We start from the raw sequence: 20,475 nt of genomic DNA on the forward strand, positions 1-20,475 counted from the left end.
CGCCTTCGCGATCTATTCCGGCGAGGCAGGCAGGCCGTCTCCAGCGAGGCAGGCAAGGCCGTCGGCACAAAATGTGTCGCATCCATTGACGCCCCTCCTGCCTCACCTTTACCTTCTGGCCGAAGTTACGTACAGCGTTCGCAATATCGAACAATCTGCTCCCTTTAATCCCCCCTCTCTTGAGCCGCTCCTCGAAGGGACTTGCCGTGTTCCGCATTCAAGTCCGTCACTGGGTGACGTTGGGGGCCGCACTGCTGGCCCTGTTCGCGTCACTCCTGGCCGTCCAGCCGGCGGCGCCCGCCGCCGCGGCCGACGGCAAGCCGTTCACCAACCCGGTCAAGTCGCAGAAAGGCGCCGACCCGTGGCTGGAGTACTACAACGGCAACTACTACCTGGTGACGACCTCGTTCACCGGTGAGCTGACCATGCGGAAGTCGCCCACCCTGGCCGGGCTGAGTACCGCCCCCAGCGTGCAGGTATGGTCGGACAGCACCAGCAGCCGCAACTGGAACATGTGGGCGCCGGAGATCCACTTCCTCGACGGCAAGTGGTACCTCTACTACTCCGCCGGGCCGCGGAACTCCGCCTGCTGCGACGACCAGCGCACCCAGGTGCTGGAGAGCGCCGGGTCCGACCCCATGGGGCCGTACACCTTCAAGAACACCCTCACCGGCTCCAACCTGAACCCGGGCGGCTGGCTGATCGACTCCAGCGTGCTCAAGTACAACAACAAGCTGTACCTGGTCGGCAGCGGTTCGGCCGGCGGCAGCAAGCAGAGCCTCGTCATCGCGCCGCTCAGCAACCCGTACACCCTCGCCAGCTCCACGTTCACCGTCATCTCCAGCCCGACACTGAGCTGGGAGACGCAGAGCGGTGAGGTGAACGAGGGGCCCGAGCCGCTGTACCGCAACGGCCGCACCTTCCTCGTCTACTCCGCGAGCGCCTGCTGGGGGCCCGACTACAAGCTCGGGCAGCTGGAGCTGACCGGCTCCGACCCGCTGCTCGCCTCCTCCTGGACGAAGAAGCAGACGCCGGTCTTCCAGCGCAGCGACGCCAACAGTGTGTACGCGCCCGGTCACAACGGGTTCTTCACCTCGCCCGACGGGACCGAGAACTGGATCGTCTACCACGCCAATGACGCCGCCGGTGACGGGTGCGACAACGGGCGTACGACCCGCGCGCAGAAGTTCACCTGGAATGCCGACGGGACGCCGAACTTCGGGACCCCGGTCGCCCTCGGGACCACCATCGCCGGCCCCTCCGGTGAGACCGCGACCACGCCGACCGCGTACACGATCGTCAACCGCAACAGCGGCAAGTGCCTGGACGTCAGCGGCGGCAGCACCGCCGACGGCGCCAATATCCTCCAGTGGACCTGCAACGGCGGGGCCAACCAGAAGTGGCGGATCGAGGACCGCGCCGACGACACCAGCCGTCTCGTGAACGTCGCCACCGGCAAGGTCGCCGACGTCGCCGAGTGCGCGAGCGCCGACGGCGCCGACATCCGGCAGTGGTCCTGGCTCAACAACAACTGCCAGAAGTTCCGCATGGTCTACCTCGGCGGCGACTACGTCCGTATCGTCAACGCCTCCACCGGCAAGGTCATGGACGTCGCCGACTGCGGCACCGCCAACGGTGCCGACGTACGCCAGTGGTCCTGGCTCAACAACAACTGCCAGCAGTGGCGGCTCGTCCCCACGACCGCCTGATCCCCCACGACCGCCTGATCCCCCACATCCTTGACCCCCGAAGGGCCGCAACAAGACATGAGACGACTTGTCAGACGGGTCATGGTGGCCGCCGCGGTGGCGCTCTCCGTGCTCACCGGCGTCACCACCCCCGCCCAGGCCGCCGCGCCCGCGTCCCCCGCCGTCACCTTCACCAACCCGATAGCCGAGCAGCGGGCCGACCCGCACATCTTCAAGCACACCGACGGCTACTACTACTTCACGGCCACCGTCCCGGCGTACGACAAGATCGTGATGCGGCGGGCCACCACCCTCCAGGGTCTCGCCACGGCGACGGAGACCACCATCTGGACCAAGCACGCCAGTGGTGAGATGGGTGCCCACATCTGGGCACCGGAGATCCACTTCATCGACGGCAAGTGGTACATCTACTTCACGGCCGGCTCCTCCAACGACATCTGGAAGATCCGCCCGTACGTCCTGGAGACCAGTTCCGCCAACCCGATCACCGGCACCTGGACCGAGAAGGGCCGCATCTCCCTGCCGCTCGACACCTTCTCGCTCGACGCGACGACCTTCACCGTCGGCAGCACCCGCTATCTGAGCTGGGCGCAGAACGACCCGGCGGTCGGCGACGGCACCAACATCTACCTGGCGACGATGTCCAACCCCTGGACGATCAGCGGCAGTCCGGTCATGATCTCCCGGCCCACCAACGCCTGGGAGAAGGTCGGCCACACCGTCAACGAGGGCCCGGCGGTCATCCAGCGCAACGGCAAGGTCTTCATGACCTTCTCGGCCGCCGCCACCGACGCCAACTACTGCCTCGGCCTGCTGACCGCCTCCGCCTCCGCGGACCTGATGAACGCGGCCTCCTGGGTGAAGACCCCGAACCCGGTCTTCACCAGCAACGCCGCGACCGGCCAGTACGGCCCCGGCCACAACACCTTCACCACGTCCGAGGACGGAAAGTCCGACATCCTCGTCTACCACGACCGCAACTACAAGGACATCAGCGGCGACCCGCTCAACGACCCCAACCGCCGCACCCGCTACCAGAAGCTGTACTGGAACGCCGACGGCACGCCCAACTTCGGCATCCCCGTCGCCGACGGCGCGACCCCGGTCCGCCTCTCCTCGTACAACTTCCCGGACAGGTTCATCCGGCACTGGGAGTACCGCGCGAAGCTGGAGGCCAACGTCACCAACCTCGCCGACTCGCAGTTCCGGATCGTGACCGGGCTCACGGGCAGCGGCACGGTCTCGCTGGAGTCGGCGAACTTCCCCGGCTACTACCTCCGCCACAAGAACAACGAGGTGTGGGTGGAGAAGGACGACGGCACGGCCCTGTTCGACGCCGACGCCTCGTTCTACCAGCGGGCCGGTCTCGCCGACACCGCGGCCGGGGTCTCGTACGAGTCGTACAACTTCCCCGGCCGCTACATCCGGCACTTCAACAACCTGCTCTACACCCAGCCCGTCAGCACGACCCTCGACCGGCAGGACGCGACCTTCTACAAGGAGTAGGTCCCATCAGGTCCGGCTGTTCACGAGTCACCTGCGATTCACCTGCGCGTCGCCCGAGAGGCGGCGCGCAGGTGCGTTTCCGGTGCCCCTACTCCTGAGGCATGACCTGGACCAACCCCGACTGGTACGCCATTACCACCAGCTGAGCCCTGTCCCTGGCCCCCAGCTTCGTCATCGCCCGGTGCACATGGGTGCGTACCGTCAGCGGACTCACGTACAGCTTCTCGGCGATCTCGTCGTTGGAGTGGCCCTCGGCGGCCAGCGACATGACCTCGCGTTCACGGGTGGTGAGGGTGGTCAGTCGGTCGGGGGTGGTGAGGCGGCTGCCGGGGGCGGGGGCGGCGAGGAAGCGGGTGATGAGGGTGCGGGTGGCGGCGGGGGAGAGGAGGGTGTCGCCGGCGGCCACCGCACGGATGCCGTCGAGGAGCACGTCCGCGGTGACGTCCTTGCCGAGGAAACCGCTGGCGCCGGAGCGCAGCGCCTGGGCCACGTACTCGTCGATCTCGAAGGTCGTGAGGATCAGTATGCGGGTGTCGGCCAGTTCCTCGTCGGCGCAGATCACGGCCGTGGCGGTGAGTCCGTCGGTGCCGGGCATGCGGATGTCCATGAGGACCACGTCGGGGCGGTGGACGCGGACGAGGTCGACCGCCTCCCGGCCGTCGGTGGCCTCGGCGACCACCTCCATGTCCGCGCAGGAGTCGATGAGGATACGGAAGGTGGCCCGCAGGAGGGCCTGGTCGTCGGCGAGCAGGACACGAATGGTCACGGTGCTGTTCTACTTCCGCTGGTCAGGGGTCGGTGCCGCGTCCGGTTCGGGGGCGCGGGGACGGGGGCGCAGCGGGAGGTCGGTGGTGACCTCGAAGCCGCCTTCGGGACGCTGACCGGCCTTCAGGGAGCCGCCCACGGACTGGGCGCGCTCGCGCATGCCGATGAGGCCGAAGCCGCGGCGGTCGCCGAGCGTGCTGTGGGGGCTTGCCGAGCCGTCGTCGGTGACCCTGATCGTCAGATGGGCCTCCTCGTACGTGAGGCGGATGCGTGCCGCGTCCACGGCGGCGTGCTTGCTGACGTTGGTGAGGGCTTCCTGCACGATCCGGTACGCGGTCAGGTCCACGCCGGGGTCGAGCAGACCGGGGGCGCCCTCCGTGGTGACCATGACCGAGAGGCCGGCGGAATCGCACGCGGCCATCAGGTCCGGGAGCTGACCCAGTCCGGGGGTGGGGGTGAGTGGCGCCTCGGGGTCGTCGGGGCGGCGCAGCACACCGACGGTGGACTTCAGCTCGCGCAGCGCCGCCGACGTGGTGGAGGTCAGGTCGGTGAGGATCCGGTGGGCCTGCTCGGGGTCGGTGCGGGTGAGGTGCGCGGCGGTGCCCGCCTGGGCGTTGGCGAGGGCCAGGTGGTGGGCGACCACGTCGTGCAGATCGCGGGCGATGCGCATCCGCTCCTCGGTGACCCTCAGGCGGGCCTCCTCCTCCCGGGTGCGCTCGGCGTGCTCGGCGCGGGCCTGCACCGACTTCAGATAGGCCCGCCGGATCTGGGTCGCCCGGCCCGTGGCGAGGGGCAGCAGCAGCCAGAAGGCGGGGCCGATCGTCCTGAGCACCAGTGACAGGTGGGTCATGGAGTCGGAGAGCACGGCCGCGAGTGTCATCGTCGCGATGGTGGTGAGGCCGTAGACGCGGGTGGTCCCCCGGTCGGTGAGCGTGGCCAGCCAGTAGAGGGCGGCCATGATCGGCGCCAGCAGCAGCGGGGTGAGCAGATAGCCCATCGAGATCGCGCCCCCGGTGCCGACCACGGTCACGACGAGGGCGGTGCGCGGGTGGGTGCGGCGCTTGAGCAGGGCGAGACAGGACGCTCCCATGAAGGCGACGCCGATTTTGCCCTCGGCCGGCGGTGCGGCGCCGGGCAGGGTGAGCGCCATGCCGAGGACCGCACAGCCCATCAGCGCCATGGCCATCGTCAGGTCAACGAGGAACGGATGGCGTTCCGAGAATTCCTCGAGGCGATCGGCGTAGCGCCGTTCCAGGCTGACGGTCATCGGTGACTCCGGTCGGTGGGGCTGGTGACCACGGTGGTCGTCATGGGTCGACATGGTGGTCGACATGGTGGTCGATTTCGGGTGGGAACGCCCCGGGGGCCGTCCGTGTCCTTGGCCACGGACGGCCCCGGTGGGGGCGGTCGGATCAGGTGCGTGTCACTTCCAGTTCGGCCGGGGCGGCCGATGCCGGGTCCGTCTCGGCCGGGGCCGGCTCCGCGTCGGCGCGGCGGGTGAGCGCCTCGCCCTCCACGTCGACGTGGGGAAGTATCCGGTCCAGCCACTTCGGCAGCCACCAGGCCTTGTCGCCGAGCAGGGCGAGCACGGCCGGCACGATCGCCATGCGGACGACGAACGCGTCGAACAGGACCGCCGAGGCCAGCCCGAACCCGATCATCTTGATCATGGAGTCGCTCTCGCCGATGAACCCGGCGAACACCGCGATCATGATCAGGGCGGCGGCCACGACCACGCGGGCACTGTGCCGGAAGCCGCTGGTGATCGCCTCGTCGGCCCGGTCGCCATGGACGTACGCCTCCCGCATCCGGGAGACGAGGAACACCTCGTAGTCCATGGCCAGGCCGAAGACGATACCCACCAGGAAGATCGGCATCAGGCTCATGATCGGGCCGGTCTGGTCCACGCCCAGGATCTCCGCGCCGTGGCCCTGCTGGAAGACCAGGACGACCACGCCGAGCGACGCGAGCACCGACAGCAGGAACCCGACGGCGGCCTTGAGCGGGACGAGCAGGGAGCGGAAGACGACCATCAGGAGGATGACGGCCAGGCCCACCACGACCAGCAGATACGGAACCAGCGCGGACTGCACCTTGCCGGAGATGTCGATGTTCAGCGCGGTGGTGCCGGTGACCACGTACGTCGCCCCGGTCCCGGACTCGATGCCGGGACGCTCGTCCCGGATGGTGGTCACCAGGTCCTTGGTCTTCTGGTCGGTCGGCGCGGTGGCGGGCACCGCCGCGAAGACGGCGGTGTCGCCGGCCTCGTTGAAGTTCGCGGGGGAGACGGACACGATCCCCTTGGTGGCGCCGATCTCCTTCGCGACGGTCTGCGCGGCGCTCTTCGCGTCGGCGGCGCCCTTGGCGTCCACCACGATCGTCAGCGGCCCGTTGAAGCCGGGCCCGAAGCCCTCGGCGAGCGCGTCGTAGGCCCGGCGCTCGGTGGTGGAGGTCTGCTTGGCCTCGTCGCCGGGCATGCCCAGCTGGAGGTCGGTCATCGGCACCGCGAGCGCGCCGAGAGCGATGACACCGAGGATCAGTACGGGCACGGGGCGGCGCAGCACGAACCGCGACCAGCGGGTGCCCCCGTTGGTCCCGGGGCTCTCCTCGATCCGGCCGCTCCCGCGCGCCTTGCGCCCCAGAACGGCGTTCGGCCAGCAGCCGAGGAGGGCCGGGACCAGGGTCAGCGCGATCAGTACGGCGACGACGACCGCGCCCGCGGCGGCCAGCCCCATCTTCGTCAGCATCGGGATGCCGACCACGGACAGTCCGGCCAGCGCGATGACGACGGTGAGCCCGGCGAACACGACCGCCGACCCGGCCGTGCCCGTGGCGAGGGCGGTCGCCTCCTCGGGCGTACGGCCGTTGGCGCGTTCCTCGCGGTAGCGGGACACGACGAACAGGGCGTAGTCGATGCCGACCGCGAGGCCCAGCATCATCGCCAGGGTGCCGGTCGTGGTGGACAGGCCGAAGGCGTCGGACAGGGCGAGGATGGCGGCCATGCTGACGCCGACGCCGATGAGGGCGGTCAGCAGCGGCAGCCCGGCCGCGGCCAACGAGCCGAAGGTGACCAGCAGCACGACGGCGGCGAGGGCGACACCGATCACCTCGGCCGTCCCGCCCGGGCCGGAGCGTCCGACCACCGCGTTGCCGCCCGCCTCGACGGTCAGCCCGGAGTCCCGGGCCTTGTCGATGGCCTGCTCCAGCTGGGTCTTGGCGGCGTCGGAGAGGTCGCTGGCGGTGACCTCGTAGGTGACGGTCGCGTACGCCGTCGTACCGTCCTTGCTGACCGCCCGCGCCTGGAACGGGTCGACGGCGTTCGCGACCTGCGAGCCGTCGGCCAGATCGGCCACGGTGTCCTCGACGGCCTTCCTGTTCTCGGCGGCGGTGACCTTCTCACCGCTCGGCGCGACGAACACGACCCGGGCGGTGGCGCCGTCGGCCGTGACCCCGGGAAAGCGCTGTTCCAGCAGGTCGAACGCCTTCTGGGACTCGATGCCCGGCATCGAGAACTCCTCGTCGGAGGCTCCCGGGGCCTTGAGGGCGCCGATACCGACGGCGCCCAGTACCGCCACCCACATCAGGATGACGTACCAGCGTTTGCGGAAGGCCAGCCGGCCCAGCCGATGAAGGAAGGTTGCCATGGGTCGCAGGTCTCCACGTCAGAAGTCTCGGATACCTGCAAAGACTCCCGTCCGGGGCCCCCTCACGTCGTCGTGCGGCTGCCGACAGTTCCGGCTACTCAGAACGCAGTACGCCACGGCCGCCGGGTCAGACCGAGGGATGACGGGGCCTGCCTACATGGCGTGGCCTGCCTACATGGCGTGCAGGGTGTCGCGGGAGGCCTTGATGAAGTCCTTCAGCGCCTTCCAGAACGGCCCGTAGGCGGCGTCGAAGCGGGCGGCGGCAGCGGCGTCGCCGTCGATCATCGCCTCCAGCGCCCGGTAGAACGGGTTCGTCGACCGCCGGACCGTGTTGGCGAGTTCGGCGACCTCGTCCGGCCCCTCCAGCGAGACGATCCACGTCCGGTGCCGCAGGGTGCCGTACTCGTCCCGCTGCCGGTCACGCAGCCGCCGCAGTTCCTCGACCTGCTCCGGCCCGAGCACCCCCGTCGTGCCCCGGTACAGCTCGGACACCTTCCAGTACACGTCACCCAGCCGCTGCGCCTGCTCGATGTACTCCGCGTACGCCGTCCGCCGGGCCTCCCGCAGCCGCTCCACCCGCTGCGCGCCCGCCGTCGTGTCCGCCTGTATGCGCGCCGCCCGCGAGGTCCCCCGGCTCGTCACCCAGCTCGCGAGGACGGCCGTCCCGGCGGTGAGCGAGGCGATCCAGAACGCGTTGTCAGCCACGGCGGGAGCCCAGCGAGCGTTCGGTGACCCCGGCCAGGTGGGCCGTGAAGACCGCGCGGGCGTCCGGGGTGAGGGTGCGCAGGGCGACCAGGGCCGTGATGACCACGTCGCACAGTTCCGACTGGACGTCGTCCCACGTGTGGGTGGTGCCCTTGCGCGGGTTCTGGCCGGTCGCGCCGATGACCGCCTGCGCGACCTCGCCGACCTCCTCCTGGAGCTTCAACATCCGCAGCAGCAGGCCCTCCTGGCCGCCGTGGGGTTGGTCGGCCTCCAGCCAGGCGTGGAGGCGGGAGACGGACTGCCAGAGGTCGCCGGGGGGGCCGGGGGCGGGGGCTTCGGCGTGCTGATCACTCATGGGGCGCAGCCTGCCACGCCCCTACGACAGCGACAGGCACTCCTCGAAAGAGCCTCGAAAGAACCTCGGAAGAGCTGAGAAGAGCTGCGAAAGAGCTTCGAGGGAGACTCACCCCCCGAAGGAGACGGTCAGCCCTCGGAAGTGACGGTCACTCCTCGAACAGCGCCTCCTGCTCGCCCTCCTTCTCCTTGCGCACCCGCTGGTTGCGCATGCCGACGACCACCGTCGTGACCGCGGCCGTACCGGCGAGTGCCACCGGGACCATCCAGCCCCGGTCGAAGACATGGCGGAACGCGTGGTCGAGGGAGATCCTGCCGGGGCCGGTGATCGCGAGGCCGGCGGCGGCCAGGCCCAGGGTCGCGGCGTACTCGTAGCCGCCCTCGGCGTTGAAGAACCCGTTGGGCGCGTGGATGGCGGTCGCGCCGCCCATCGCGCCCGCCGCGGCGGCACCGGCCGCGGGTGTCGCGAGGCCCAGAGCGAGCAGCGCGCCGCCGCCCGTCTCGGCCAGCCCGGCGGCGGTGGCGCTCGCTTTGCCGGGCGCGTACCCGACGGACTCCATGAACGCGCCGGTCCCCTCGATCCCGTGCCCGCCGAACCAGCCGAACAGCTTCTGCGTCCCGTGCGCGGCGAGTACGCCGCCCGCGCCCAGCCGGAGCAGCAGCAGCCCCAGATCACGTCGGTCGAATGAGGTCATGACCACTCCCGAACAGCAGAGGTACCGGCGGAGAACCCGACAGTGCGAACGTGCGTGTGTCCCCCCGCGTATCCACCGTTGCACCGATCACACCTCCCCGGCCCGCCCGCGCACCCGTTCGGGTGCCGCCGCATTCGCTCGAATCCGCCGTGTGCCTCCGGTGGCGTGCTCCTGTGAACGGTGTGAGGCTGGCCGCCATGACGATCGCACTCGCCAAACTCAGTGACCCGGCCGTCCGGGCCTTCGTCGCCGCGGTGAACGCCCACGACCAGAACGCGTTCTTCGCGCTCCTCACGGACGACGCGACCATGTCCGACGACGGCTCCGACCGCGACCTCACGGACTGGACGGACCGGGAGATCTTCTCCTCCCACGGCCACCTGGAGGTCAAGCGCGAGTCCGCCGGCGGACGGGCCCTGGTCGCCAACTACTGCAACGACACCTGGGGCGAGATGCGCACCGCGTGGCGCTTCACGGTCTCGGAGGACGGCAGGATCAGCCGCTTCGAGACGGGCCAGGCCTGACCGACGACGACCCGATCCCCCGAGGGGCTTGCCTTCGTGTGCACTCCAACTCCTAACGTCCATGGTCATGGAGACGAACTCGCACACAGGCACAGGCGCAGGCACAGGTACGAACTCCCACACGGACACTCACCCGCAGCCGTACACCAGGCCCCTCGGCCGCAGTGGCATCGAGGTCAGCGCCCTCGGTTTCGGCTGCTGGGCGATCGGCGGTGAGTGGCAGGCCTCCGACGGGCAGCCGCTGGGCTGGGGGAAGGTGGACGACGAGGAGTCCGTACGGGCGGTGCGCCGCGCCCTCGACCTCGGCGTCACCTTCTTCGACACGGCCGACGCCTACGGCACCGGGCACAGTGAGCGAGTGCTCGGCCGCGCTCTCGGCAAGCGCCGCGCGGACGTCGTCGTGGCCACCAAGTGGGGCAACGTCTTCGACGAGGCCACCCGCACCCTCACCGGCCAGGACGACACCCCGGCCCACGCCCGCCGCGCCCTCACCGCCTCCCTCGACCGCCTCGGCACCGACCACGTCGACCTGTACCAGCTGCACCTCTCCGACGCCGACCCGGAGCGCGCGGCCCAACTCCGCGAGACCTGCGAGGAGTTCGTCCGGGAGGGCCTGATCCGGGCGTACGCGTGGAGCACCGACGACCCGGACCGCGCCGCCGTGTTCGCCGAGGGACCGCACTGCGCGGCCGTGCAGCACCGGCTGAACATCCTGCAGGACGCGCCCGAACTCCTGGCGCTGTGCGAGAAGTCGAACCTCGCGAGCATCAACCGCAGCCCCCTCGCCATGGGCCTGCTCACCGGCAGGCACACCCAGGGGCGCACTCTGGAGGCCGGCGACATCCGCAGCACTCCGCCGGCCTGGCTGCCGGGCTTCACCGCCGGCACCGGCGCCGACCCGGAGTGGCTCGGCCGGGTGGAGGCGCTGCGCGAGATCCTCACCAGCGGGGGCCGTACGCTCGCGCAGGGCGCCCTCGCCTGGATCTGGGCCCGCAGCCCGCGGACCGTGCCCATCCCCGGCTTCCGCTCGGTCGCCCAGGCCGAGGAGAACGCGGGCGCCCTCGAGAAGGGGCCGCTCACCGCGGACCAGGTGGCCGAGATCGACCGGATCCTGGGGCGGTGAACGGCCCGTGCCCCGCTGCAGCCGCGGGGCTCAGCCACCTCACTGAAGCCGAAGGCCTCAGCCGGCGTACTGCTCCTGCGCTTGGTCCTGCCCTTGCTCCTGCTCCTGCTCCGTGACCGTCAGCTGTCCCGCCTTGATCGTGGCGAGCCGGGGCGCCCGCCGGGCGATCGACGAGTCGTGTGTGACCAGGATGAAGGTGAGGCCCTGCTCACGCCACAGCCCCTCCAGCAGGGCCATGATCTCGTCGCGGGTGCCCTCGTCGAGGTTGCCGGTGGGCTCGTCGGCGAGAAGCACCTTCGGCCGTTTGACCAGCGCGCGGGCGATGGCGACGCGCTGCTGCTGACCGCCGGACAGCTCGGACGGGGCGTGGGTGAGGCGCTCGCCGAGGCCCACCGAGCGCAGCGCCTCGGCGGCACGCTCGCGCCGCTCCCTCGCCTTCACGCCGAGCGGGACGAGCGCGGTCTCGACGTTCTCCTGCGCGGTCAGCGTCGGGATGAGGTTGAACGCCTGGAAGATGATGCCGATCTTCTCGGCGCGCACCCGGGTCAGCTTGGCCTCGCTGATGGAGGCGAGGTCCACACCGTCCAGCTCGACACTGCCCTCGGAGGGGCGGTCGAGGGCGCCGATCATCTGCAGGAGGGTGGACTTGCCGCCCCCCGTGGGGCCCTGGATGACGAGCTGGTCGCCGTCCTCGATGACGAGGTCGATGCCGCGCAGCGCCTCGATCGTCTCCTTGCCACGCTTGTAGCGCTTGGTGACGCCGGTGAGCTTGTACATGGTTTGTCCTGTTTGTCTGTAGGGAGGTTGGGGGCCGGTCGGCTACGACACGCTGCGGAGCGCGTCCGCGGGCCGCATCCGGGAGGCGCGCCACCCGCCCATGGCCCCGGCGATCAGACCGCCGGCGATGGCGAGACCCGCCGCGAGCGCGATGGTGGACACGGAGACGGGCGCGGACAGCGCGATCTCCAGGGCGTTGGAGGTCTGCTGACCGGGAGCACCGCCCCCGCCGGGGCCGCCGCCCATCCCGCCGCCCATGCCGCCGGTGTTGCCCAGCTCCGCCTTGAGGGTCGGGCTGATCGCGGTCACCGTGTACGCGGCGGCGAGGCCGAGGCCGATCCCGAGGGCACCGCCGAGCAGACCGTTGACGATCGACTCGCCGACGACCTGCCGGGTGACCTTGCGGCTCGGCCAGCCGAGCGCCTTCAGGGTGCCGAACTCGCGCACCCGGCGGGAGACGGCCGAGGAGGTGAGCAGCGCGGCCACCAGGAACGCGGCGGCGAGCACGGCGATGGAGAGCCACTTGCCGACGCTGGTAGCGAGGTTGGAGGCGGTGGTCAGCGAGCCGGAGACGGTCTCGGCGAGGTCGGCGGAGGTGGTGACCGTGGTGCCCGAGATGTTCTTCTGGATGGTCGCCTTGACGGCGTCGATCTGCTGCGAGTCGGTCGCCTTGACGTAGATCGTGGTGACGGTGTTCTTCGCGTCGCCGAGCGTCTGCGCCTGCTTCAGCGGCAGATAGACGTCGGTGGTCGACTCGCTGGTGTCGGGCGTCGCGATACCGATGGCCTTGTACTTGGTGCCGGAGATCTTGACGCTCTCGCCGACCGTGTACTCGTTCTCCTTGGCGTACGACTTGCTGAGCACCGCGACCTTCGCGTCGGTCTGCGAGGCCGTGAACGTCTTGCCCTTGGTGATCTTCGAGGTGGCGAGCGGGCCGAGGTCCTGGTCGGTGACGTCGATACCGGCGACGGAGTAGCTGTTGACGCCGAACGAGGCGCCGCCGCCCTCGACGCGGGGCTGGCTGGTGCCGCCCCCCTGGCCGGTGCCGCCACCGGGGCCGCCCTGGCCCTGCTGTGCGGAGGAGGTGTCGTCGGTCCGTGCCTCGCCCTGGGTGAAGGAACCGTCGACCTTGGTGACGTTCAGGCTGAGCGCGCCCACGGCCTCCGCGACGCCGTCCTGTTTGGCCACCTCGGCGACGAGCGCGGACTTCAGGGTCTGCCCGCCCTGGGTCATGACCCGGTCGGAACTCTGCTCCTCACCGTCGTCGCCGTCGGCGGTGGCGTCGAACTCGAATCTCGGCCCGCCCTGCTCCTCGTCGTCCCCGGACGGTGCCTCTCTGGCCTTGGTGACCGTCATGTCGGTGCCCAGGCCGTAGAGCGACTGCAGGACCTTGTCCTGCGCCTGCCGCATCCCCGCCGAAACCGAGGTGACGGTGATGACCAGCGCGATTCCGAGCGCCAGACCCATGGCGATGACCAGAGCCGCTTTCTTGCGCCGGCTCAGCTCGCGCTTGAGATAGATGCCAAACATCCCGTTCCTCAAAGGTTCTTGGCGCCCGCTGTGGGCGCGGTCACAAGCTAGGGAGGAACCTTTGAGGGGTCATGAGTAGGGAATGTGCAGGGCCTGAGAATTCGAGGCCCGGGATCAGATTTCGATAAGACAGCGAATTCCTGAGCCATCCATGGGCTATTGCCAGGAAATCCCGCTTGGATACCGCCCGGAGAAGAAGAGAGGAAGAGAAGAAAAATGGGCGGGCAGCCGTTCTGTGCTCCGGTGCATCCCTCGCGGTCCCACGCGAGGTCCGCCCCCTTCCGGAGCACGGAACGGCTGCCCACTCCCCCCTCGGGTTGGTCGCGGAAGCCTACGCCTCCAAGTGTGAAGCTCTCGTGGAGACGAGTCCTGAGCATATGCCTGCCACGTGCTCCAATGGCCCGGAGTGACAGGTTCCGTTTGTGTAAGTTGAGCCCTGGACGAATGCCGCCGAGCCCGAGCGGCCAGGCCGTCCGGCAGCTACCGCGCGGGTCGCCCGGCAGCCACCGCACGGGCCTGTCGGCAGCCACCGCACGGGCGGCCCGGCCGTTTACGCACCGGGCCGGCCCCGCGCGCCGGCGGCTCAGCCCCGACCGATGTACGGCATCGTCGTCGCCATCACCGTCGCGAACTGCACATTCGCCTCCAGCGGCAGCTCCGCCATGTGCCGTACGGTCCGGGCCACATCGGTCACATCCATCACCGGCTCGGGCACGAGCTGCCCATTGGCCTGCAGGACTCCGTTCGCCATGCGCTCCGTCATGTCTGTCGCCGCGTTGCCGATGTCGATCTGGCCGACCGCGATGCCGTACGGTCGCCCATCCAGTGAGAGCGACTTGGTGAGGCCGGTCAGCGCGTGCTTGGTGGCGGTGTAGGCGACGGAGTGCGGGCGGGGCGTGTGCGCGGAGATGGAGCCGTTGTTGATGATCCGGCCGCCCCGCGGGTCCTGCTCCTTCATCTGCCGGTACGCCGCCTGCGCGCACAGGAACGCCCCGTTGAGGTTGGTGTCCACGACGTGCCGCCAGGCCGCGTAGTCCAGTTCCTCCACCGGCACCCCGCCGGGACCGAACGTGCCCGCGTTGTTGAACAGCAGGTCCAGCCGCCCGAACCGGTCGCGCACGGCGGCGAGGAGCGCGTCCACATCGCCGGGCCGCGAGACGTCCGTACGGACGCACAGCGCCTCCGGGGCCCCGGCCCCGGCGTCGCTGCCGGTGCCGGTGCCGCTGCCGCTGCCCGCGGCCGCCGTGACGCCGGCCTCGGCCGCGCTCTCGGCGAGCTTCTCCTCGCGGCGGCCCGCCAGCGCCACCGACCAGCCTGCGCGCAGCAACTCCACGGCCACGGCACGGCCGATGCCGGAGCCCGCACCCGTCACGATCGCGATCTTGGTTCCTTTGACCTTCATGGGCTCGCAGCGTAGGGGAGGGTCCCCGCTCCGTCGCGCAGGTGGGGCCCGCCATCCGGAACTCATCCGTCCGCCATCTGGGTGTTGTGTACGTGCCAGAAGATCGTCGAACCTGGCCACTCCAATACCAAACACAACTACCGTCAGCAGAGGGCCAGATGACACTCACACCCCACAGGTCGACGCAGCCCCGCTCGTCCCACGCGCCCGAACTCCGCGCCGCGGCGCGGCACTTCGACCGCCGCCGCTTCCTCACCGTCACGGGAGCCGCCGCCGCGCTCGCCTTCGCCACCAACCTCCCCGCGGCCGGTGCCGCGGCCGCCGCCACGCTCGACGCCCGGCAGATCACCGATGACCCCTTCACCCTCGGCGTGGCCTCCGGCGACCCGCACCCCACCTCCGTGCTCCTGTGGACCCGGCTCGCCCCCGCCCCGTACCAGCCCGACGGCGGGCTGCCCGCCGAACGCGTCGCCGTCCAATGGGAACTGGCCCGTGACGAGAGATTCCGACACATCGTCAGACGCGGCACCGCCACCGCCCACCCCGAGTTCCACCACACAGTCCACGTCGAGGCCGGCCTCCTCGCCCCCGGCCGCGTCTACTACTACCGCTTCCGCACCGGCACCTGGATCAGCGAGACCGGCCGCACCCGCACCGCCCCCGGTCACCTGACCGGCTCCACCGCGCTCTCCTTCGCGGCCGTCTCCTGCCAGCGGTACGACCAGGGCTACTACACGGCCTACCGGCACCTCGCGGACGAGGACCTCGACGTCGTCTTCCACCTCGGGGACTACCTCTACGAGTACGCCGTGAACTCCGTGGGTGGCGCCCGCAACTACACCGACCGCGTCCTGCCCGACGTCTTCAACCACGAGACGGTCACCCTGGAGGACTACCGACTGCGGTACGCCCTCCACAAGACCGACCCCGACCAGCGGGCCGCCCACGCCGCGCACCCCTTCGTCGTCACCTGGGACGACCACGAGACCGAGAACAACTACGCGGGCGACAACCCCGACGGCGGCGTGCCCTCCGAGGAGTTCCTGCTGCGCCGCGCCGCCGCCTACCGGGCCTACTGGGAGAACCAGCCGCTGCGCCGCCCTCAGCGCCCCGACGGACCCGACATGAAGCTCTACCGCCGCTTCCGGTGGGGCCGCCTCGCCCAGTTCGACATACTCGACACCCGCCAGTACCGCTCCAACCAGGCGCAGGGGGACGGCTGGCAGATCCCAGGCCCGGAGTCCGCCGACCCGGCGCGCACGATGACGGGCACCACGCAGGAGCGCTGGCTCCTCGACGGCTGGGACCGGTCCGACGCGATCTGGAACGTCCTCCCCCAGCAGGTCACCTTCTCCCAGCGCCGCAACGCCGTCGGCGACGTCTACAAGGTGTCGATGGACTCCTGGGACGGCTATCCGGCCTCCCGTGAACGCCTCCTCGCCGGCGCGGACGCCGCCGGCATCGAGAACCTCATGGTCCTCACGGGCGACGTCCACGTCGGCTACGCCTTCGACATCAAACGCGACTTCGACGACCGCTCGTCCCGGACCGTCGGCACGGAACTCGTCGCCAGCTCCGTCAGCAGCGGCGGCAACGGCTCCGACAGGCCCGCCAACTGGGACACCTACATGACCGCCAACCCCCACATGCGCTTCTACAACGGCCGCCGCGGCTACACGACCGTCACGCTCGACCGCCGGTCCGCCCGCGCCGACTTCAAGGCCGTCCCGTACGTGACGACGACGGGGGCCGGGATCTCGACGGTGGCATCCTTCGCGGTGGAGGCGGGCAAGCCGGGGCTCACGCCGGTGTAGGCGAGGACCGGGGCGTAGGCGGGGGCCTAGGCGGGGGCGGGTCGCGAACGAACCTTCGCTTTGTGGGCGGGGGCGGGGGCGGGAGTGGGCGGGCGGAGGCCCGAGGGGCTGGGCCGGCGCGGAACGAACCTCCGTTTTCGCCGGGCCGACCCGGCCCGGCGCCGACCCCGCCCCCTACTCCACCCTCGGACGCCTCAGGCCCGGCCTCCGCCTACGCGAACGAACCTTCGTTCAGCCTCTCCTCGCCGGGATAGCGCACCCCGATGCCGTCCCGGATCGCGTCCAGGGTGCGCATCACGGCGAGGGTGCCGTCGAGGGGGACGAGGGGGGACTCGGTCTCGCCGGCGCGCAGGGCCCGCATGACCTCGGCGGCCTCGTGACGGAGGCTGTTGCGGGGGCCGTGGGCCGGGTCGGCGGTGAAGGTCTGCGGGTCGCGGCCGTCGCGGTGCAGGACGAACCGCTCCGGGAAGAAGAACCCGGACGGTATGTCGATGCGGCCCTCGGAACCGGTCACCGAGGCGGACGTGCCCGTGCCACCCACGATGGAGCAGTGCACCGAAGCGATAGCACCGCTCTCCCACGAGAGCAGTGCTCCGGTCTGGAGATCGACGCCCTCGTCGGAGAGCACCGCTCTCCCCGTGACATCCGACGGCTCCCCGAGCAGCAGTTGCGCGAACGACACCGGGTACACACCGAGGTCGAGCAGCGCGCCCCCGCCCTGCGCAGGATCCCGCAGCCGGTGCGAGGGCGGGAACGGCCCGGCGAGCCCGAAGTCCGCCTGCACGGTCCGCACTTCACCGATCGCGCCGTCCCGCACCATCTCGGCCAGCCGCCGCACCAGCGGATTGCAGTACATCCACATGGCCTCCATCAGGAACCGCCCGTGCTCCCGCGCCAGCGCGACCAGTTCCTCCGCCTCCCGCACGTTCAGCGTGAACGCCTTCTCGCACAGCACGTTCCGCCCCGCCTCCAGACACATCCCGGCGGCGACCCGGTGTGCCGCGTGCGGAGTGGCGACGTACACCACGTCCACGTCCGTGTCCTCGGCGAGCGCGCGCCAGTCGCCGTACGCCCTCGGTATCCCGAACCGTTCCGCGAAGGTCTTCGCCGAGGCCTCGCTCCGTGAGGCCACCGCCACGACCTCGGCGTCCGGCAGGTCGACGAGGTCGGCCGTGAAGGCCGCGGCGATCCCTCCCGTCGCCAGGATCCCCCACCGCACACGTCCGTCGTTCGACATCGCCACCCCTGTCCTCGGCCCCGGCGCGGGATTGTGACCCCGCCCACGTCGTACGAGCTGAGAGCATAGGTGGCGGACCGAACGGAGAGGGAGGGGCACATGCCCGAGGGGGACATACCGGGCTCGGCGACGGCAGCCGAGTCGAACACGACGGCGGGGGAGTACGCGAAGCCGGGCACGGCGGCGGCGGAACCGCGACCGCCACGACGGCCGAAGCGACAGCCGTCAACCCCACGGTCGTCAACCCCGCCGTCGTCCATCCCACAGTCCTCGAAGCCGCAGTCCTCGAAGACGAACCCCACCGCCCTCCGCCGTACCGGTCTCCTCGTCACCCTCATCCTGGGTGGCCTCACCGCCATCCCGCCCCTCGCGATGGACATGTACCTCCCGGCCCTGCCGGAGGTCACCAACTCCCTCCACACCCCGGCCACCACGGTCCAGCTCACCCTCACGGCCTGTCTCGCGGGCATGGCGCTCGGCCAGCTCCTGATCGGTCCGATGAGCGACCGTTTCGGTCGCCGCCGTCCGCTGCTCCTCGGTCTCGCCGTCTACATCGTCGCCACCGCGCTCTGCGCCCTCGCCCCCACCATCGAGACCCTCATCGCCGTCCGCGTGGTGCAGGGCCTCGCCGGCTCCGCCGGGATCGTGATCGCCCGAGCGGTGGTCCGCGACCTGTACGACGGCGACGCGATGGCCCGCTTCTTCTCGACCCTGATGCTGGTCTCCGGGGTGGCCCCGGTCATCGCGCCGCTGATCGGCGGCCAGATCCTCCGCGCCACGGACTGGCGGGGCGTCTTCGCCGTCCTCACGGTCATCGGCATCGCGCTCCTCGCGGTCGTCTGGGTGAAACTTCCCGAGACGCTCACCCCCGCCGAACGCCACAGCGGCGGCATCGGCGAGACCCTGGGCGCCATGCGCGGCCTGCTCACCGACCGGATCTTCATGGGCTACACGCTCGCCGGCGGCTTCGCCTTCGCCGCCCTCTTCGCGTACATCAGCGCCTCCCCGTTCGTGATCCAGGAGATCTACGGCGCCTCCCCGCAGACGTTCAGCCTGCTCTTCGGCGTCAACTCCATCGGCCTCGTCATCGTCGGCCAGATCAACGGCAAGATCCTGGTCGGCCGGGTGAGCCTGGACAAGGTGTTTGCGGCGGGCCTCACCGTCGTCGCCCTGTCCGCCACCGCGCTGCTGCTGATGTCCCTGGGCGTCTTCGGCGAGGTCGGCCTGACGCCGGTGGCGGCGGCCCTCTTCGTCCTGATGTCCGCGATGGGCGTCACCCTCCCCAACACCCAGGCACTCGCCCTGATGCGGGTGCGCCACGCGGCGGGTTCCGCGTCGGCCCTGCTGGGTACCTCGTCGTTCCTGATCGGCGCGATAGCGTCCCCCCTGGTCGGCGTCGCGGGCGAGGACACCGCCGTGCCCATGGCCGTCGTCCAACTGGCCGCGACACTGGTGGCCGCGGCCTGCTTCATGGCACTGTGCCGTCCTTGGAACAGGCGTACGACGGTGGGTACGACGGTGGAGGGAGCAGACAGCTGAGCGCGCCGAGACTGCGCACGGACACCCCGGAACGGGCCGGACTCGACCCCGAGGAACTGCGCCGTCTCGTACGAGACGTGCGCACGCTGACGGAAGGGGACCGCCCCCGGGCCCCCGCCGCCGTGGTCCTGGCCGGCCGCGGCCCCGTCATCGCCGTCGAGGAGGCGGCGGGCTGGGCGGTCCGCTACGAGGCCTACGACGAACGCGCCGACAGGGGACGGGAACTCCCGCCGGACGCCCGCGTGGCGGCGACCCCCCACACCCTGTTCGACCTCGCCTCCCTCACCAAGCTGTTCACCGCGGTGGCGGCGGTCCAGCAACTGGAACGCGGCACCCTCGGCATCGACGCGAAGGTGGCGGCGTACCTCCCCGGCTTCACGGGCGCCGCCGAACACGGCCTCACCGTCCGCCACCTCCTCACCCACACCTCCGGGTTACGCCCCGAACTCCCGCTGTACGACTGCCCGTCCCCGGCCGCCCGGCTGGCGATGCTCCGCTCGGAGGCCCCGACGGCGCCCCCCGGCACGGCTTACCTGTACTCCGATCTGAACCTCCTGCTCCTCCAGCACGTCCTGGAACGGCTGACCGGCCGGACCCTCGACGTCCTGATCCGTGACGGCATCACCCATCCGCTGGGCATGGTGGCGACGGCCTTCGGCCCCTGCCCGGCCGCCGCGGCGACGGAGGACCAGCGCCGCCCCTGGGCGAAGGCGGACCGGGGCATGGTCCGCGGCCAGGTCCACGACGAGAACGCGTGGTCCCTCGGCGGTGTGGCCGGCCACGCGGGACTCTTCTCCACCGCCCGGGACCTGGCGATCTTCTGCCGCACCCTGCTCGCGGGCGGCTCCTACGGCCCCGCCCGCATACTCGGCCCCGACTTCACCGAGCTGATGCTCACCCCGCCGGGCCTCGGCTTCGCCCTCGACCAGCCCTGGTTCATGGGCGAGTTGGCCGGCCGGGGCGCGGCCGGGCACACCGGTTTCACGGGCACGTCCCTCGTCCTCGACCAGGCGACGGACACCTTCCTCGTCCTCCTCACCAACGCGGTCCACCCCCGACGCCGCGACCCGATCAACGCGGCACGGGCGGCGGCGGGGACCCGGGTGGCGAGGGCGGTGCGGGGCAGGTGAGCCGCGTGGGCGGTGCGACGG

Annotated in this window: 17 protein-coding genes; 7 read left to right on the plus strand and 10 right to left on the minus strand. The window is 70.6% G+C overall.

Annotated features, from left to right (window positions below; translation table 11 throughout):
• Positions 1–206 precede the first annotated feature (206 nt).
• Positions 207–1,709 (plus strand): family 43 glycosylhydrolase, encoded by a 1,503-nt coding sequence (locus OG622_RS35710; RefSeq protein WP_371580749.1) that lies wholly within the window; start codon positions 207–209, stop codon positions 1,707–1,709.
• A gap of 57 nt (positions 1,710–1,766) precedes the next feature.
• Complete coding sequence (locus OG622_RS35715) at positions 1,767–3,215, plus strand: family 43 glycosylhydrolase (protein ID WP_371580750.1); 1,449 nt, start codon at positions 1,767–1,769, stop codon at positions 3,213–3,215.
• Between the two features lie 88 nt (positions 3,216–3,303).
• On the opposite strand, the gene OG622_RS35720 is transcribed toward OG622_RS35715, so the two are convergent.
• The 6 genes from OG622_RS35720 to OG622_RS35745 form a co-directional block, all read right to left on the minus strand.
• Positions 3,304–3,981, minus strand: a complete 678-nt coding sequence (locus tag OG622_RS35720; protein ID WP_371580751.1) for a response regulator — start codon at positions 3,979–3,981, stop codon at positions 3,304–3,306.
• Between the two features lie 9 nt (positions 3,982–3,990).
• Complete coding sequence (locus OG622_RS35725; RefSeq protein WP_371580752.1) at positions 3,991–5,247, minus strand: sensor histidine kinase; 1,257 nt, start codon at positions 5,245–5,247, stop codon at positions 3,991–3,993.
• Between the two features lie 145 nt (positions 5,248–5,392).
• The gene (locus tag OG622_RS35730; RefSeq protein WP_371580753.1) at positions 5,393–7,624 is read right to left on the minus strand and encodes an MMPL family transporter; all 2,232 of its coding nucleotides are present in this window, start codon (positions 7,622–7,624) and stop codon (positions 5,393–5,395) included.
• Positions 7,625–7,795: 171 nt separating this feature from the next.
• Positions 7,796–8,329 carry a hypothetical protein gene (locus OG622_RS35735; RefSeq protein WP_371580754.1) on the minus strand — a complete coding sequence of 178 codons (534 nt, stop codon included), beginning with the start codon at positions 8,327–8,329 and terminating at the stop codon, positions 7,796–7,798.
• On the minus strand, positions 8,322–8,684 hold the full coding sequence (locus tag OG622_RS35740; RefSeq protein WP_371580755.1) for a MazG-like family protein: 363 nt from the start codon (positions 8,682–8,684) through the stop codon (positions 8,322–8,324). Before OG622_RS35740 ends, OG622_RS35735 begins: the two co-directional genes overlap by 8 nt.
• A 148-nt stretch (positions 8,685–8,832) precedes the next feature.
• Complete coding sequence (locus OG622_RS35745) at positions 8,833–9,378, minus strand: DoxX family membrane protein (protein ID WP_086750903.1); 546 nt, start codon at positions 9,376–9,378, stop codon at positions 8,833–8,835.
• 197 nt (positions 9,379–9,575) lie between these two features.
• On the opposite strand from OG622_RS35745, the gene OG622_RS35750 reads away from it, so the two are divergent.
• Together OG622_RS35750 and OG622_RS35755 are read left to right on the plus strand one after the other, a co-directional pair.
• Complete coding sequence (locus OG622_RS35750; RefSeq protein ID WP_371580756.1) at positions 9,576–9,902, plus strand: nuclear transport factor 2 family protein; 327 nt, start codon at positions 9,576–9,578, stop codon at positions 9,900–9,902.
• A gap of 61 nt (positions 9,903–9,963) precedes the next feature.
• On the plus strand, positions 9,964–11,025 hold the full coding sequence (locus tag OG622_RS35755) for an aldo/keto reductase (RefSeq protein WP_371580757.1): 1,062 nt from the start codon (positions 9,964–9,966) through the stop codon (positions 11,023–11,025).
• Positions 11,026–11,082: 57 nt separating this feature from the next.
• On the opposite strand, the gene OG622_RS35760 is transcribed toward OG622_RS35755, so the two are convergent.
• The 3 genes from OG622_RS35760 to OG622_RS35770 all read right to left on the minus strand — a co-directional run bounded on the left by OG622_RS35760 (position 11,083) and on the right by OG622_RS35770 (position 14,734).
• Positions 11,083–11,802, minus strand: a complete 720-nt coding sequence (locus tag OG622_RS35760) for an ABC transporter ATP-binding protein (protein ID WP_371580758.1) — start codon at positions 11,800–11,802, stop codon at positions 11,083–11,085.
• Between the two features lie 42 nt (positions 11,803–11,844).
• Positions 11,845–13,332 carry an ABC transporter permease gene (locus tag OG622_RS35765; protein ID WP_371580759.1) on the minus strand — a complete coding sequence of 496 codons (1,488 nt, stop codon included), beginning with the start codon at positions 13,330–13,332 and terminating at the stop codon, positions 11,845–11,847.
• 583 nt (positions 13,333–13,915) lie between these two features.
• Positions 13,916–14,734: an SDR family oxidoreductase gene (locus OG622_RS35770; protein WP_371580760.1), complete on the minus strand. Its 819-nt coding sequence runs from the start codon at positions 14,732–14,734 to the stop codon at positions 13,916–13,918.
• A 158-nt stretch (positions 14,735–14,892) separates the two neighbouring features.
• Between OG622_RS35770 and OG622_RS35775 the strand changes: the two genes are divergently transcribed.
• Positions 14,893–16,548, plus strand: coding sequence for an alkaline phosphatase (locus OG622_RS35775; RefSeq protein ID WP_371580761.1), 1,656 nt, complete (start codon positions 14,893–14,895; stop codon positions 16,546–16,548).
• A 211-nt stretch (positions 16,549–16,759) separates the two neighbouring features.
• On the opposite strand, the gene OG622_RS35780 is transcribed toward OG622_RS35775, so the two are convergent.
• Positions 16,760–17,785, minus strand: coding sequence for a Gfo/Idh/MocA family protein (locus OG622_RS35780; RefSeq protein ID WP_371580762.1), 1,026 nt, complete (start codon positions 17,783–17,785; stop codon positions 16,760–16,762).
• Between the two features lie 99 nt (positions 17,786–17,884).
• Here OG622_RS35780 and OG622_RS35785 point away from each other — a divergent pair, with 99 nt between their 5' ends.
• Together OG622_RS35785 and OG622_RS35790 are read left to right on the plus strand one after the other, a co-directional pair.
• On the plus strand, positions 17,885–19,324 hold the full coding sequence (locus OG622_RS35785) for a multidrug effflux MFS transporter (protein ID WP_371580763.1): 1,440 nt from the start codon (positions 17,885–17,887) through the stop codon (positions 19,322–19,324).
• Positions 19,264–20,454, plus strand: a complete 1,191-nt coding sequence (locus OG622_RS35790; RefSeq protein WP_371580764.1) for a serine hydrolase domain-containing protein — start codon at positions 19,264–19,266, stop codon at positions 20,452–20,454. The genes OG622_RS35785 and OG622_RS35790 overlap by 61 nt, the downstream gene beginning before the upstream one ends.
• Positions 20,455–20,475: the final 21 nt, after the last annotated feature.

The sequence above is a fragment of the Streptomyces sp. NBC_01314 genome (assembly GCF_041435215.1).
Classification (GTDB): domain Bacteria; phylum Actinomycetota; class Actinomycetes; order Streptomycetales; family Streptomycetaceae; genus Streptomyces.

Excerpts from the sequence above, each read along its gene's own strand:
- OG622_RS35715 (WP_371580750.1), top strand. The coding sequence starts at position 1,767 with ATGAGACGACTTGTCAGACGGGTCATGGTGGCCGCCGCGGTGGCGCTC.
- OG622_RS35725 (WP_371580752.1), bottom strand. The coding sequence starts at position 5,247 with ATGACCGTCAGCCTGGAACGGCGCTACGCCGATCGCCTCGAGGAATTC.
- OG622_RS35730 (WP_371580753.1), bottom strand. The coding sequence starts at position 7,624 with ATGGCAACCTTCCTTCATCGGCTGGGCCGGCTGGCCTTCCGCAAACGC.
- OG622_RS35740 (WP_371580755.1), bottom strand. The coding sequence starts at position 8,684 with ATGAGTGATCAGCACGCCGAAGCCCCCGCCCCCGGCCCCCCCGGCGAC.
- OG622_RS35745 (WP_086750903.1), bottom strand. The coding sequence starts at position 9,378 with ATGACCTCATTCGACCGACGTGATCTGGGGCTGCTGCTGCTCCGGCTG.
- OG622_RS35750 (WP_371580756.1), top strand. The coding sequence starts at position 9,576 with ATGACGATCGCACTCGCCAAACTCAGTGACCCGGCCGTCCGGGCCTTC.
- OG622_RS35755 (WP_371580757.1), top strand. The coding sequence starts at position 9,964 with ATGGTCATGGAGACGAACTCGCACACAGGCACAGGCGCAGGCACAGGT.
- OG622_RS35760 (WP_371580758.1), bottom strand. The coding sequence starts at position 11,802 with ATGTACAAGCTCACCGGCGTCACCAAGCGCTACAAGCGTGGCAAGGAG.
- OG622_RS35765 (WP_371580759.1), bottom strand. The coding sequence starts at position 13,332 with ATGTTTGGCATCTATCTCAAGCGCGAGCTGAGCCGGCGCAAGAAAGCG.
- OG622_RS35770 (WP_371580760.1), bottom strand. The coding sequence starts at position 14,734 with ATGAAGGTCAAAGGAACCAAGATCGCGATCGTGACGGGTGCGGGCTCC.
- OG622_RS35775 (WP_371580761.1), top strand. The coding sequence starts at position 14,893 with ATGACACTCACACCCCACAGGTCGACGCAGCCCCGCTCGTCCCACGCG.
- OG622_RS35780 (WP_371580762.1), bottom strand. The coding sequence starts at position 17,785 with ATGTCGAACGACGGACGTGTGCGGTGGGGGATCCTGGCGACGGGAGGG.
- OG622_RS35785 (WP_371580763.1), top strand. The coding sequence starts at position 17,885 with ATGCCCGAGGGGGACATACCGGGCTCGGCGACGGCAGCCGAGTCGAAC.